We start from the raw sequence: 15,043 nt of genomic DNA on the forward strand, positions 1-15,043 counted from the left end.
TGTGGAGTGATGCCGGACTCGACGGTAAAATGCCAGAAAATTGGGAAAATCCATGGTGGACCCGGCGCGATTCGAACGCGCGACCTTTGCCTTCGGAGGGCAACGCTCTATCCAGCTGAGCTACGGGTCCCCGTTGGCGGTACTTTTAACGGCAAGTGGCGTGCTTGCCTAGCCCTTGCGGCACTCTTTTTTCATCCATGTCAGCGTGTCTGTTCCAGCCAGAGCCACATGGTGGCGGCACTGTCCCCGCCAGAGGGCAGAAAGCGGTCAGGCCGCTCGATCCATGAGATGATGTCCTTGGCCGGACGGTCCTGCGGTTCACGGGTGATGAGGTGATACCCACGGGGCAGCTCATCCAGCCGGAAGAGGGACGGTGGGGCCTGCCGTATCAGCCGACGTGTGGCAGAGGCGGGGACGAACTGGTCCCTGTCTCCCCAGACGAGCAGGGTCGGTATCTGTACGGAGGGTGCCTGCTCCAGCGCATGGGCCATCAGATGCGTCAGCCCTCTCAGGGCGTGAACGTTCGTGCCGTGGCGGGTCAGCGGGTCGAAGAACATGCGGCGTATGGCCCTGAGATTGGCCGTGGCGACATGATGCCCCGGCATATGCGCACCCGTCAGCCGTGCCTGTGGCGTGATGAGGTTCCAGCCTTCCAGAAGGGTCTGCCACGGCTCACCAATCGTCATGATGGCCGGGGCCAGAAGGATCAGCCCGTCAGGGCGGGGAGCCGTCAGGGCCGTGCTGGTCAGGAGGGCAAGGGCACCCCCCATGCTTTCCCCCATCAGATGGAGGGGCTGGCCGGGCCAGTGCTGCTGGCACCAGCGGGCTTCCTCCACGGCATCGGCAACCATCCTGTCGGTCGTGCTCCATCCTCCCTTGGCGGGGAATTCGCCAAAGCCCCGCACGTCCGGTGCGACAATGAGAAAGCCCGCCCTGTTGAGGGCCGGGGCCATGACCTCCCAGGCGTCTCGGCTGTCTCCAAAGCCATGAAAGGCCAGAATGACACCACGTTGGGGAGCAGTTGCCGGGTAGAGCCGTACCGGTGCCCTGCGGCCATCGGAGAGGGCAATTGTCGCACTGGCTGGGATGTAAGCCGCCTCGGCCGGGCGGTGGGGCAGGCTCCGGGGGGCTGGGGGTGTCTGGCATCCTCCAAGCAGGCCCATGAGCAGAAATGCGGACATGACGGACAGGGAGCCGTTTTTAAAACGGCGGAAATCGGCTAGAGAAGAAAGCATCTGCAAGACTGATCTGCCAGCACGGGCAGGGGAGAAAGACGGCGTGACGTCAGAAAACACACATCTGGTTCTGGTGGATGGTTCGGGGTTCATTTTCCGTGCCTTCTTTGCCATTCCCCCCATGAGCAGTCCGGAGGGTGTGCCCGTCAATGCCGTCTATGGCTTCACCAACATGCTCTCCCGGCTCATCAAGGAGCATGAAGGCCAGCCGATGGCTGTGATCTTCGATGCAGGCCGCAAGACCTTCCGTAACGACATTTACCCTGATTATAAAGCCCATCGCCCCGAACCGCCGGAAGACCTGCGCCCCCAGTTCGACCTTATTCGTCAGGCGACCGACCAGTTCGGGATTCCGGCCATCGAGCTGCCGGGCTGGGAGGCGGATGACCTGCTGGCGACCTATGCCCGCCAGGTCGTGGAGCAGGGCGGCAGCTGCACCATCATCTCGTCAGACAAGGACCTGATGCAGCTTGTCCGCCCCGGTGTCTCCCTGAAAGACCCGATGAAGCAGAAGCCCATCGGTCTGGCCGAGGTTGAAGCCAAGTTTGGCGTCACGCCGGACAAGGTGGTGGATGTGCAGGCCCTCATGGGGGATTCCACCGACAACGTGCCGGGCGTGCCGGGCATCGGCCCCAAGGGAGCGGCGCAGCTGATCAATGAATATGGATCGCTGGAGGCCGTTCTGGCAGCAGCCCCCGGGATGAAGCCTTCCAAGCGGCGGCAGAATCTGATCGATCACGCCGAAGGTGCCCGCATTTCCCGGCAGCTTGTCCTGCTGGCGGATGATGTGGCCGTGCCGACACCTGTCGATGAGCTGCGTCCCCGTGAGCCGGACGCCGAAACGTTGCGGAGCTGGCTGGAGAGCATGGGGTTCTCTTCCATTCTCCAGCGCATGGGTTTTGGCGGCAAGGCCCGTCACCCGACACAGCGCAGGCCCGAGGCCAGCCCGGCCTCAGCTGCGGCAGAGGGGCAGGATGCCGGGGAGATACCCCGTAGTGAGGCTCCTTTCGGTCCCTATGAGACCGTCACGGACAGGGACACGCTGGCCCGGTGGATCGACGCCGCCCGTGCCGCAGGACGTGTGGCCGTGGATACGGAAACAACCGGCCTGAACGCCCGCACGGCCGAAATTGTTGGCCTGTCTCTGGCCGTGGCTCCGGGCAGGGCCTGTTATGTGCCGTTCCGTCATGAAGGCACGCTGGAAGCTCCCGTGGGCGACCAGCTGGACGTGAAGGCAACGCTGGATCAGCTGGCCCCGCTGATGGCCGATGAGGCCGTCCTGAAGATTTTCCAGAATGCAAAATATGACCTCACCATCCTGCGGCAGGCCGGTCTGGAGGTCATTGCCCCGCTGGATGATACAATGCTGCTGTCCTACGCCCAGTCCGCCGGGGCGCACGGGCAGGGCATGGATGAACTCTCCCGCCTGCATCTGGATCATACCCCCATTCCCTATGATGACGTGACGGGCAAGGGGCGCAACCGGGTGCCTTTCACGCAGGTGCCGCTGGATAAAGCGACTGCCTATGCAGCGGAAGACGCCGACGTGACGCTGCGCCTCTGGGAGGTGCTGCGTGTGACGCTGCCCCGCCAGAAGGCGGCGGCCCTGTATGAGGAAATGGAACGCCCGCTCATCACCGTTCTGGAGCGCATGGAGGAAGCTGGCGTGCGGGTGGACGCCGATGAGCTGCGCCGCCTGTCGGAGGATTTCGCCACCCGCATGGCGGAGATGGAACAGGGGATTCATGACCGTGCGGGGCGGCCCTTCAACATCGGATCGCCCAAGCAGCTGGGGGAAATCCTGTTTGATGAGATGGGCCTTCCCGGTGGCAAGCGCACCAAAACGGGCTCGTGGGGAACGGATTCCCGTGTGCTGGAAGAGCTGGCCGAGCAGGGCCATGACCTGCCGACGGCAATCCTGAACTGGCGGCGTCTGGCCAAGCTGAAATCCACCTATGCGGATGCGCTGCTCAAGCTGATGGACCCGAAGACCCAGCGTGTGCATACGACCTTCCAGATGACGACCACGACCACGGGGCGTCTCTCCTCCAACGAGCCGAACCTCCAGAACATTCCCATCCGCACGGAGGAGGGGGCACGCATCCGTCAGGCATTCGTGGCGGCTCCGGGATACAGGCTTCTGTCTGCCGATTACAGCCAGATCGAGCTGCGCCTTCTGGCCCATGTGGCGCAGATTGAGCCGCTGCTGGATGCGTTCCGTCACGGGCAGGACATCCATGCCCGCACGGCGTCCGAAGTGTTCGGCATCCCGTTGGAAGAGATGGACCCGCTGACAAGGCGACGGGCCAAGGCCATCAATTTCGGCATCATTTACGGCATTTCAGCCTTCGGGCTGGCCCGGCAGCTTCAGGTGCCGCAGGGTGAGGCCAAACGCTATATTGAGGCCTATTTTGACCGCTATCCCGGTATCCGGGATTATATGGAAAAGATGAAGGAAGAGGCCCGGGAGAAGGGTTATGTGCTGACCCCCTTCGGTCGCCGCTGCTATGTGCCGGGAATCACGGCAAAGCAGGCAGCGCAGCGGTCCTATGCCGAGCGTCAGGCCATCAATGCTCCCCTGCAGGGTGGGGCGGCGGACATCATCAAGAAGGCCATGGTCACCCTGCCGGACCGTCTGGCCGAGGCCGGGCTGAAGGCCCGGATGCTGCTTCAGGTACATGATGAGCTGCTTTTTGAAGTCCCGGAAGCCGAGTCTGAGGAGACGGCGGCCCTCGTGAGGGAGGTCATGGAATCCGTGGCCAGGCTGGATGTCGCTCTTTCCGTGGAAACGGGGCTTGGCCAGAACTGGGCTGAGGCGCACTGATGCAGCCGGACAGGAATGAGGAGACAGGAACAGACATGACGGACCGTTCGAAGACCGGGGCAGGCCCGGAAACTGACCCGAAGAAAACAGTCGTCCGTCGGGCCGGGCTGGTCGTTCTGGGGCTGATCCTGCTGGCAGGGCTGCTGGGCTATGGTGGTTACTGGCTCTCCACAGGGGCGGATGAAGGGGCACGGGTTCACGCACAGGGCAATGTGGTGGGCGGCTCCTTCCGGGTCTTTTCCCTTGGTGGTGGCATGGTGACGGAAGGTGATTTCCGGGGCTCATGGACGGTCGTCTGGTTTGTGGACCCACGCTGCCCGCCGGAACGCTGCCAGCCTCCGCTCAAGGCTCTGGACCAGACCCTCGTGACGATGAAGCAGAAAGGCCAGCCTGTCCTGCCTCTGGTCGTCTCGCTGGATGCCCGGGCGGAAGACCCGGACACGCTGAAGGACTATGTGATGGGCGTAGCCCCGCACATCTTCCCGGTCTTTGCGACCCCGAACATGACACAGGCCATGACACGCCTCTACCATGCGCCCTATGCGCTGGAGCCGGGGCAGAGTTACTATCAGTCGGCTCCATCTTTTGTGGTCATGACACCGGAAGGTCATTACGCTGACACGCTGCCCGTGACGGATGATGCAGCTGGTCTGACGGCGGGTCTGGAACAGATCATGGCCCGTTCAGGACAGAATTGAGAGCAAGGAAGAGCCCACATGCTACGTTACCCCATTCTTCTGCTGGATTATGACGGCACTTTGGCCGAGACCCGCCCTGCCATCCTGCGGAGTCTGGAGGAGGCCTTCACGGATATCGGCCGGACGCCACCGCCCCGTTCCTACCTGAAGGAGCGGCTGGGCAAGGGGGATGCGCTACAGGGGTTCTATCAGAGCATTGTGGATGAAGGGGCCTCCATGGATGAGGCCCAGCGTTATGTGGCTGCCTACCGCCAGCGTTATGCCCAGGCGGATGAGGAAGAAACCTATCTGTATGACGGAGCCCATGAGGTGCTCCAGATTCTCCAGGGGCGGGGCTACAGGATGATTGCCGTAAGCAACAAGCACGGCCCGACCCTGCGGCACAGCCTTGCCCGGTTTCAGCTGGAGCCGTTTTTTGAGGCGTCCATCGGTGCTGAAGAGGGGCTGCCCCGCAAGCCGGAGAAGGAGGTTTTCACGCAGCGTCTGGCCCATATGCTGCCGGGCTGGGGGGCGGAGCAGTGCCTCATGGTGGGTGATACGACAGCGGATATCGGGTTTGCCCAGACCCTTGGCATGGATGTCTGCTGGGCCAGTTACGGTCACGGTGTGGCAGAGGTTTGCAGGGAGATGAAACCTACCTATCAGTTTGACAGCTTGTGGGAACTGCCGAATCTGCTGTCAGAAACGGAAAGCTGACAGAACCCGGCGGACAGGTTCATACGGAACAGGCCCGGCTCATTTTCATGGGCCGGGCCTGTTTTGCAGGTGCGGAAAATCTTACAGCCCGATGTCGCTGCGGAGCATCTTGTCATCCCACTGGATGGTCGCAGCAGCTTCATAGGCCCGGGAGCGTGCCTTGGCTGCCGTGGGACCCGTGGCGCAGATGGTCAGGACACGCCCGCCATTGGCCAGCAGCCTGTCACCATCCTGTTTCGTCCCCGCATGGAAGACGGATACACCGGGCAGCTGTTCCGTCCGGTCCAGCCCGGAAATGACACCGCCCTTGACGGGCGCATCCGGGTATCCCTTGGCGGCCAGCACCAGAGAAATGGACGGCTTGTCCGAGAAGCGGATGCTGTCCTCGGAGAGCGTGCCTTCCGCCAGAGCCTTGAGGGCAGGGAGAAGGTCGCTTTCCAGACGGATGAGCAGGGCCTGTGCTTCCGGGTCACCAAAGCGCACGTTGTATTCGATCAGCTTCGGCCCTTCTTCCGTCAGCATCAGGCCAGCAAAGATGACGCCACGGAACGGCGTGCCCCGGCGGACCATCTCGGCCAGCATCGGGCGGACCGTGAGGTCCAGTGCGGCTTCCTGCGCGGCCCGGTCGAAATCCGGTGGCGGGCAGATGGCTCCCATGCCGCCGGTGTTTGGCCCGGTATCGCCATCACCGACCCGCTTGTGGTCCCGTGCAGCCCCGATCAGGCTGGCTTTGTCATCCGCACAGAAGGCGAAGAGGGACACTTCCCGTCCGACAAGACATTCCTCGATCACCAGCGGCAGGCCGAGGCGGTCGATGGCTTCCAGAGCCTCATCCACGCTCTGGGCCACGACCACGCCTTTGCCGGCGGCCAGACCATCCGCCTTGATGACGATGGGAGCACCCTGTTCACGGACGTAGGCTTTGGCGGCCTCCTTGCTGCTGCTGGCGTCGAAACGCTGCCAGCGGGCGGTGGGGATACCGGCAGTATCGGCCACTTCCTTGGTGAAGGCCTTGCTGCCTTCCAGAGCGGCGGCAGCCTGGGAGGGGCCAGCGCAGGCGATGCCTGCTTTCTGGCAGGCATCGGTCAGCCCTGCCACGAGGGAGACTTCTGGCCCCGGTACGACGAGGTCGATCTTTTCCTTCCGGGCGAACTCGACAAGACCGGCAATGTCATCAGCCGCAATGGGAACACAGCGTGCGCAGGCTGCCATGCCGGGGTTGCCGGGGGCGGCAAAGAGTGTGTCCAGCAGAGGGGACCGGGCAATGGCTGTGGCAAGGGCATGTTCCCGCCCACCTGAACCCACCAGAAGTACGCGCATCCTGTTTCCTTTTATATCTCGTGTGATGCAGATAGCCGCTTTCACGTCATCTGCCATTTAGCATAGAATGGCCGCATGATGGAACGAGAGAGCCTTCTTTCTCCCGCCGGACCGCAGGGCGGTACGGGGCCGGAGAGCAGCAACATACCGGAATATTCCGTAGGAGCCATTTCCTCGGCGATCAAACGTGTGCTGGAAGGCACCTTCGGGCGGGTACGTGTCCGTGGCGAGATCACGGAGATGAAGAGATATGCTTCCGGTCATGTCTATCTCTCCCTCAAGGATGATGGCGGGAAGATATCGGGTGTCATCTGGCGGGGGAACGTTTCCCGGCTGGGGATGGTGCCGGAGAATGGAACGGAGGTCATCGCCACCGGGAAGATTTCGTCCTATGGCGAACGCTCAAACTATCAGCTCATCATCGACAGCATGGAGTTTGCAGGGGAAGGTGCCCTTCTGGCCCGGATCGAAGCCCTGCGTGTCCGCCTGCGGGATGAGGGGCTGTTCGATCAGGGGCGCAAGAAGCCCATTCCGTTCCTGCCCCGTTGCGTGGGGCTGGTAACGTCCCGGTCCGGGGCGGTGCTGCACGACATCTGCACGACCATATCCCGCCGTTTCCCGCGGGATGTCCTGCTCTGGCCCGTGGCAGTGCAGGGGGAAGGGGCAGCCCGTCAGATCACCCATGCCGTGCAGGCCATGGGGAACCTTCCCAATCCGCCTGATGTGCTGATCGTGGCCCGTGGTGGTGGCTCATTGGAGGACCTGATGGCCTTCAATGATGAAGCCGTGGTACGGGCCGTGGCGGCCTGCCCCCTGCCGGTGATTTCTGCCGTGGGGCATGAGACGGATACGACCCTCGTTGATTACGCTGCCGACCGTCGGGCCCCCACACCGACTGCCGCCGCTGAAATGGCGGTGCCCCTGCGGTCCGAGCTGATGGCGGACCTCGCCCATCGGGCGGCGCGGCTTTCTGGTGGTCTGGCGGGGATATTGCAGCGGCAGGGGCTGCGGCTCCAGGCCGTGGCGGCCCGGATGCCGGACCTTCCGGGGCTTCTGGACACAGCCCGGATGCGGCTGGATGATCGTGCCCAGAGGCTGGAGCTGGCCCTGCCGGGATTTGTGATGCGTGCCCGTGCCCGGCTGGGGCAGGCTGCCTATCATTTGCCCGCCGTGGAGACCGTCATGGGGCAGCGGCGTGGCCTCGTGGAGGCACAGGCCGGGCGGTTGCAGTCTGGTTGGGAGCGGTATCTGGATGGCTGCCAGATGCGTCTGCTGCGGGCGCCGTTGCGGCTGGAGACGGTGCAGTCCCGGCTTGCCCTCCAGCGGACGAGGCTGGAAGGGGTGGCCCGGCATCTGAAGGCCGTCTCACCCCTCGCCATTCTGGAACGGGGCTATGTTCTGGTGCAGGATGAGGCAGGTCATGCCGTGACATCATCCGCTGCCCTGCCAGTGGGGAGCCATGTGCAGCTTTCCTTTGCGGATGGTGTCCGGCAGGCCCGGCTGGACCCGGATGAAGGCCGCAGATAGTCTGCACAGGAGATTTCGGAGCCCCGGGAGCCATCATGGCGTCCCGAGGAAGGACAGGACATCCATGAGGATGTGGAGGAGGGATATGGTGCGTAACATTGCGAGGGGCCGCCACAGATGTGGCTTGCAGAGACTGGGCTGTGGCCTGCTTCTTGTGGCAGGGAGTGTCTTGGCAGGCTGTAGCAGCCAGCCAACAGCCCGGCAGGTCGAGGCAGCGCAACATCCGGCCATCCAGAGCTTTGCCGGGGCGCCGTCTGGTGGGGGGAGCGGGGACAGTTCGTCCTCACCACAGATGAAGACGAACCTGCCATCTGCTCCCGTCAATACACCGCTTTGTGGTACGGCCCTGCGTGAGCAGGCCAGTACGGGGAGCGAAATCTATGGTCGCAGTCTGGCCACAGGCAACAGCTGTACCCGTAATGCCTGCTTCCAGCCATTGACGGGGACGTTCATTGCGGAGGATGGCAACAATAGCGTCTGTCGCTAACATCATATTTTTTGTGTGGATGTGAAAAGGGCGGCCAGAAAGTGATCTGGCCGCCCTTTTTCATGGGCTCCGATGGGAGGGGGAGGAGGCGCCTTTAGCGCTTCCACCAGCCGACACGCCGCTTTTTGGGCTTTGCCTCATCGATATTGACAGGCTGCGGTGCTGCTACATTCTCGACCGGGGCTGTGTCCTCAGCCTTGGGGGCGGCTGCTACAGGGGCCTCTTCTGCCGTGTCCGCCTTTTTGCGGCGAGCTGGGCGCCGCCGACGGGCTGGTTTTGCCTCTGTCTCGGTTGGTGTCTCATTGTCCACACCGGTTTCAGCGACAGAAACAGGCGCCTCTTCCGCAGCCGGGGCAGCGTCCGCTTCTGCCGTTTCGTTCCGTGCCGGGCGGCGGCGGGGACGGGGGCGGCGCGCCTGACGACGAGCGGCTTCCTCTTCAGCCTCGGCAGGATCGACTGGACGGGCCGGTATCTTCACGACACGATTGTCGTCCTCTTCTTGCTCTTCGTCCACCACGATGCGGCTGCGTGTAGCCGGGCGGCGACGGGTACGGGTGCGACGGGCCGGTTTTTCATCATCCCCTTCTGCAGGGCTTCCCGTTTCCACGGGCTGCCTGTGGGGGCGGGAAGAAACGGCAGGTTCTTCTTCTGTGGCAGGAGGGGCTTCAGCACGTCCGCTCAGGCGGGCCTCCTGCTGTTCCATCATGTCGAAGATGTCGATGCCAGCCCCCTGGAAGGGATTGGCCGGTGTTGGTCCCTGATAGCCAGAAGATGCCTGACTGGGGGCCGGTTCATCCTGATGGCGTGCCGGGCGGCGCCGGGATGCCGGGCGTTCACGGCGGCGGCTGGGCTGCTCGGTCTCTTCCTCACGGTGGCTTGGAGCAGACGGAGCGGCGGTCGTGACACGCCGTGTCCTTGTCCGGCGACGACCGGGCATGAGAGCCTGGTCATCATTGGTATCTGCCGTGCTGTCAGCCTCTGGCGCCGCGGGGCTCGCCTCCTGCAGGCTGGTCTCTGCCGTTTCGTCCCGGGTCTCCTGCTCGTTGCGGCGACGTCCACCACGGCGGCGGCGGCGGCGACGGGAGATGCTTTCACTGCCCGTTTCCTGTTCGTCCCGGGTATCTTCGGCCTCGGCTGGCAGGCTGGCTTCCATTGCAGGGGCAGCCCCTTCCGTGATGTCGATCGTACGGACCGTGTTGACAGGGCTGTCCTCACGGGAGGGTTTCTGGCGTGCGGCCAGCCGTTCGATGCGGAGCTCGCCTTCCGGCAGGCTGTCGTCATTTTCGAAACGGATGGTCATGTCATGCCGTTGTTCAAGCTGGCTGATGGCAGCCCGTTTGCTGTTGAGCATGTAAAGAACGATGCTGGGGCTGACATGGACGATAATGTCCGAAGAGCGACGGCGGCTGGCTTCATCCTCCACGCTGCGGAGGACCTGGAGGGCCATGCTTTCCACACCCCGGATGAAGCCGGTACCCTGACAGTGCGGGCAGGGGCTGAGCATGCTCTCGGCAATGGAGGGGCGCAGACGCTGCCGGGACATTTCCAGCAGGCCGAAATGGGAGATGCGGCCCAGCTGGATGCGGGCACGGTCCACCCGGAGGGCATCCTTGAGGCGCTTTTCCACCTGGCTGTTGTGGCGGCGGCTTTCCATGTCGATGAAGTCGATCACGATTAGCCCGGCCAGATCACGCAGGCGCAGCTGGCGGGCGACCTCCTCGGCCGCTTCCAGATTGGTGCGGAGGGCGGTTTCCTCGATATTGCGCTGGGAGGTGGACTTGCCGGAGTTGACGTCAATGGCCACCAGAGCTTCAGTCTGGTTGATGACGAGATATCCGCCGGATTCCAGCTTTACCGTCGGTGAGAACATGGCCTCCAGGTGGCTCTCCACCTGATAATGGGCGAAGAGATTCTGCCCCCTGTTCTGCCACATGCGGATGCGGCTGGCATTGTGGGGCATCAGCAGGCGGGCAAATTCCTTCGTGTTTTTCCATGCCTCTTCCCCATCCACCAGTACGGTCTCGATATCACGGGTGAACAGGTCCCGGATGGCCCGCTTGATCAGGCTTGCTTCCTCATAGATCAGCGCCGGGGCGATGGAGGAGAGGGCGTGGTTGCGGATGTTGTCCCATAGCTGGAGAAGGTAGTCGCAGTCTTTGGTGATTTCCGCTTCCGGGCGGCCTGCACCGGCCGTGCGGATGATCATGGCCATCGTCCGGGGCAGGTCCAGCTTGCCGACAATGTCCCGCAGGCGACGACGGTCCGTTTCGGAGGTGATCTTGCGGGAGACCCCACCGCCACGCAGGGCGTTGGGCATCAGCACGCCATATCGTCCGGCAAGGGAGAGGTAGGTCGTCAGGGCGGCGCCCTTGTTGCCACGTTCTTCCTTGACAACCTGGACAAGGATCACCTGCCGACGGCGGATGACTTCCTGAATGCGGTAATTGCGGAGGAACCGGGCCATGCGGCGGCTGGCGCTCTGCTCCTCACCGGTATCATGTTCCCCGCTGACGATCTCCGGGCCGGGCTCGTCATCCTCGGGAAGGCTGTCTTCGTCATCATCAGCCTCTGGATCGCTGTCCCGGCCCCGCTGCTCGGCAGCGTATTCTTCTTCCTGCAGGGCAAGGAGCTTTTCCCTGTCCGCAACGGGGATCTGGAAATAGTCGGGGTGGATCTCGCTGAAGGCCAGAAAGCCGTGGCGGTTGCCGCCGTAATCCACGAAGGCCGCCTGGAGGCTGGGCTCTACACGGATGACCTTGGCGAGGTAGATGTTGCCTTTGAGCTGACGGCGCGCTGATGTCTCGACATCATAATCTTCGATGCGCTTGCCGTTCATGACCACAACGCGGGTTTCTTCGGCGTGTGTGGCGTCTATGAGCATCTGCTTTGTCATGAAGGACTGGACTCCGTGGCGCACGGGGCATGGCCCTGTCTGCGCCGATTGTCTTGGTCAGCAGAGGGCAGGTGGTCCGGTCTCTTGCGGGCAGATACCCTGAGGGGGTCGCCAGATTGGATAACACAGAACAGCATTGCAGCCTCTGGTAAACACGCTGATGGCAGGTCCTGCCATCGGGAATTGACGCAGCCCGCCGGGGGATGGTGTGGCCATCCGGGTAGGCTGCCTGTGGTTCGGATGCAGTGTCTCCGCCAGGGTGTGAGCACACCGGGAACAACCGTCCCGGGCTATCTGCACCAAACGGCGCGAAAGGTACTGCATGTGCGGGCCCTGTCTGATGCTGTCCTGCCTGCCCGTTGTCAGGGGCGGGGATGCATGGGAGATCCGGGCTTCTGCAAAGCGACAATGGCCTAAATCGGCCTTCATGGCAAGTGGGTAGTTGGGGGGTGGTGAAAGGGGCAGAATAAAGCCATTTTTTCCTGTCTGTATCAGGCTGTTAACCAAAGAAAGCAGGAAGATTGTTCCCGTGGCAGGAATGATCGCCTAATGGGGTGTGACAGGCAGGACCTGGACCGGAGAGGGAGGAGGATCACCATGGCAAAGCTGACACGTCGTCATCTTCTTGGTGCGGCTGCCAGCGGGCTGCTGGCGGGCGGAGCGGGAAAGGCTGCGGCAGCACGGCATGGATTGCGGAAGGCCCCCGCCGTGTTGCGTGGAGCATCACCGCCCAGACCCGTCATCATGCTGGACCCTGGCCATGGCGGAAAAGACCCCGGGGCCATCGGTGTCTCAGGAACGTATGAGAAGCATATTGCTGTGGCTGCAGCAACGGAGCTGCGTGCGCTTCTCATGGCGTCTGGCCGGTATGATGTGGTGCTGAGCCGGACGGATGACCGTTTCATCCCCCTTGCCGGGCGGGTGGAGCTGGCCCATCGGCACAAGGCGGATCTTTTCATCTCCATGCATGCCGATGCGCTGCATCAGTCTGATGTGCGTGGGGCCAGTGTCTATACGCTGTCCGGCAACGCTTCGGACAGGCAGACCGCCCTGCTGGCAGAGACGGAAAACAGTGCCGACCGTTTTGCCGGGCCGGGCATGGCCGACGTGCCGCCGGATGTGGAGGAAATACTCAACAGTCTTGTTCGTGAAGAGACGCGCCGGGGGTCTGCGCATATGGCGGCCAGTGTGATCCGGTCATTCCAGAACCGCATCCAGCTCCTGCATCATCCATCCCGCCATGCGGCCTTCCGGGTTCTGAAGTCTGGAGACATTCCGTCTGTTCTGGTGGAAATGGGGTTCATGTCCAACCATCTGGATGAACAGGCGCTGCGTCGTGCTGCCCACCGTACGCAGATCACCCAGGCCATGAAACAGGCCATTGATGGCTATTTCCTGCGGCAGCGGAAAGGGATGCTGTAAAAAACAGAGAGTTCCGCTTGCATTCCCTGTCATTGCTCGCTAGCGTGGAGGGGTAATGACATTTTTTCACGCCCTCCTTCTACGACTTATGAACCCCTGAACGCCATACAGGCGAGCAGGTTGCTTTGCTGCGTTCAGGGGTATTTTTTCCCATTTCGGGTTTTCGTAGATATCTGGAGTTAGAGCGTAGTTATGTCTTTTCAGCATCCTTCCTTTGGTCATGTTGCCGATAACCGTGTCATCATTTTTGACACGACCCTGCGTGATGGTGAGCAGTCCCCTGGTTTCTCCATGAATCTGGGCGAGAAACTGCGGATGGCCCATGCGCTGGCAGCTCTGGGCGTTGACGTCATAGAGGCAGGCTTCCCGGCTGCATCGGAAGGAGACTTCGAGAGCGTGAAGCAGATTGCCGATAATGTGGATGGCCCCGTAATCTGTGGTCTGGCCCGCAGCGCCGCCAAAGACATCGAGGCTGCCGGAAGGGCCATCAAGGGCGCACGGCGTGGGCGTATCCACAACTTCATCTCCACGTCTCCACTGCACATGAAGTACAAGCTGCGGATGGAGCCGGAGCGGGTGTTGGAGCTGATCGCTTTCGGCAACAAGGAATCCCGCCGTTACACGGATGACGTGGAATGGTCTGCTGAGGATGGATCCCGCACGGACCCGGATTTTCTGTGCCGCTGTGTGGAAACGGCCATTGCCAACGGGGCAACGACCATCAACATTCCCGATACGGTCGGGTTTGCAACCCCCGATGAGATGGAGCGCATCTTCAATATGCTGAGGGAGCGTGTGCCGGGGGCGGATCAGGTCATTTTCTCCACGCACAACCACAATGATCTGGGACTGGCTGTTGGCAACACGCTGGCAGCGGTTGAAGGTGGTGCCCGACAGATTGAATGTACGATCAACGGCATTGGCGAGCGTGCTGGTAATGCCGCTCTGGAAGAAGTCGTGATGGCCCTGCGGACCCGTCATGACCGTTATGGCATGGAAACCGGCATTGAAACGCCCCGCCTGCTGGGCATGTCCCGTCTGTTGGCGACCATCACGGGCTTCGATGTCCAGCCGAACAAGGCCATCGTGGGGCGGAATGCCTTCGCCCATGAGAGTGGCATCCATCAGGATGGCATCCTGAAGCATGCCGGGACTTATGAGATCATGACGCCGGAAAGCGTGGGCTGGACGAGCACCTCGCTGGTGCTGGGCAAACATTCCGGCCGTGCGGCCTTCCGGGACAAGCTGAAGGCTCTGGGTTATGATGACCTGACTGAAGAGACGGTCAATGCGGCCTTCCAGCGTTTCAAGACCCTGGCAGACCACAAGAAGATCGTTTTTGATGAGGATGTGCGGGCACTGGTGGATGATGAGAGCCGTGACCATGAGCGTGTCCGTCTGACCTCGCTGGAGCTGAAGGGCGGTACGCAGCATGCTGCCCAGGTCGTTCTGGATATCGAGGTGGATGGTGAGGCCCGTCATGTCTCTGCCACGGGCAATGGGCCTGTGGATGCCGTGTTCCGGGCCATCGGTGAGGCCTTCCCGCATCAGGCGACGCTGGCGCTGTTCTCCGTGGCCAATGTGACAGAAGGTACGGATGCGCAGGCCCGTACGACCGTGCGTCTCCAGGAAGGGGGGCGCCTGGTGGACGGGCAGGGGAGTGACCCGGATACGGTCGTTTCGGCAGCCCGGGCCTATATCCATGCCCTGAACAAGCTGCTGGTGAAACGTCTGCGGGGTGAACCGGAAGAAATGTCTGCCTGAAGATGAGAGAAGGGGACCGGTAGCCGATACTGCCATGCCTGCATGTCGGCTGCTGTTTTCCTTCTGTCATGGTGGGGATGAAACGTTACCGCATGTTAATTGAAGCGGAGTTTTCTGCGAAAAATATTGTCTCTGGCAGGAATATGGCCTTGCTGAACTGTTGCGGGGCTCTATAAT

The 15,043-nt window shown here is 62.2% G+C and carries 10 protein-coding genes and 1 tRNA gene; 7 read left to right on the plus strand and 4 right to left on the minus strand.

Annotation, left to right across the window (positions count from 1 at the left end; translation table 11 throughout):
* Nucleotides 1-53: 53 nt before the first annotated feature.
* Both ASO19_RS03185 and ASO19_RS03190 read right to left on the minus strand, forming a co-directional pair.
* Nucleotides 54-130 (minus strand) — tRNA-Arg (locus tag ASO19_RS03185).
* A gap of 70 nt (nt 131-200) precedes the next feature.
* A complete protein-coding gene (locus ASO19_RS03190) occupies nt 201-1,181 on the minus strand; it encodes a lysophospholipase (protein ID WP_258036064.1) in 981 nt (326 codons plus the stop codon).
* A gap of 97 nt (nt 1,182-1,278) precedes the next feature.
* Between ASO19_RS03190 and polA the strand changes: the two genes are divergently transcribed.
* Genes polA through ASO19_RS03205 form a run of 3 tightly spaced genes read left to right on the plus strand, consistent with a single transcriptional unit; the run spans nt 1,279 to nt 5,453 of the window.
* Nucleotides 1,279-4,059 carry a DNA polymerase I gene (gene polA / locus ASO19_RS03195; RefSeq protein WP_258036075.1) on the plus strand — a complete coding sequence of 927 codons (2,781 nt, stop codon included), beginning with the start codon at nt 1,279-1,281 and terminating at the stop codon, nt 4,057-4,059.
* A 35-nt stretch (nt 4,060-4,094) separates the two neighbouring features.
* Nucleotides 4,095-4,757 carry an SCO family protein gene (locus ASO19_RS03200; protein ID WP_043561521.1) on the plus strand — a complete coding sequence of 221 codons (663 nt, stop codon included), beginning with the start codon at nt 4,095-4,097 and terminating at the stop codon, nt 4,755-4,757.
* An 18-nt stretch (nt 4,758-4,775) separates the two neighbouring features.
* Complete coding sequence (locus ASO19_RS03205) at nt 4,776-5,453, plus strand: HAD family hydrolase (protein WP_103765371.1); 678 nt, start codon at nt 4,776-4,778, stop codon at nt 5,451-5,453.
* 81 nt (nt 5,454-5,534) lie between these two features.
* On the opposite strand, the gene purD is transcribed toward ASO19_RS03205, so the two are convergent.
* Nucleotides 5,535-6,773 (minus strand): phosphoribosylamine--glycine ligase, encoded by a 1,239-nt coding sequence (purD, locus tag ASO19_RS03210; RefSeq protein WP_103765372.1) that lies wholly within the window; start codon nt 6,771-6,773, stop codon nt 5,535-5,537.
* Nucleotides 6,774-6,848: 75 nt separating this feature from the next.
* Here purD and xseA point away from each other — a divergent pair, with 75 nt between their 5' ends.
* Nucleotides 6,849-8,300, plus strand: a complete 1,452-nt coding sequence (gene xseA, locus ASO19_RS03215; RefSeq protein ID WP_103765373.1) for an exodeoxyribonuclease VII large subunit — start codon at nt 6,849-6,851, stop codon at nt 8,298-8,300.
* 85 nt (nt 8,301-8,385) lie between these two features.
* A complete protein-coding gene (locus ASO19_RS03220; RefSeq protein ID WP_052349135.1) occupies nt 8,386-8,787 on the plus strand; it encodes a hypothetical protein in 402 nt (133 codons plus the stop codon).
* Nucleotides 8,788-8,881: 94 nt separating this feature from the next.
* On the opposite strand, the gene ASO19_RS03225 is transcribed toward ASO19_RS03220, so the two are convergent.
* Nucleotides 8,882-11,680, minus strand: coding sequence for an Rne/Rng family ribonuclease (locus ASO19_RS03225; protein ID WP_181005191.1), 2,799 nt, complete (start codon nt 11,678-11,680; stop codon nt 8,882-8,884).
* 597 nt (nt 11,681-12,277) lie between these two features.
* Here ASO19_RS03225 and ASO19_RS03230 point away from each other — a divergent pair.
* Entirely contained in the window at nt 12,278-13,102 is an 825-nt protein-coding gene (locus tag ASO19_RS03230; RefSeq protein ID WP_043561514.1) for an N-acetylmuramoyl-L-alanine amidase family protein, read from the plus strand.
* A 192-nt stretch (nt 13,103-13,294) separates the two neighbouring features.
* Nucleotides 13,295-14,866, plus strand: a complete 1,572-nt coding sequence (locus tag ASO19_RS03235) for a 2-isopropylmalate synthase (protein WP_103765374.1) — start codon at nt 13,295-13,297, stop codon at nt 14,864-14,866.
* Nucleotides 14,867-15,043 lie beyond the last annotated feature (177 nt).

It is taken from the genome of Parasaccharibacter apium (assembly GCF_002917995.1).
Taxonomy (GTDB): domain Bacteria; phylum Pseudomonadota; class Alphaproteobacteria; order Acetobacterales; family Acetobacteraceae; genus Bombella; species Bombella apis.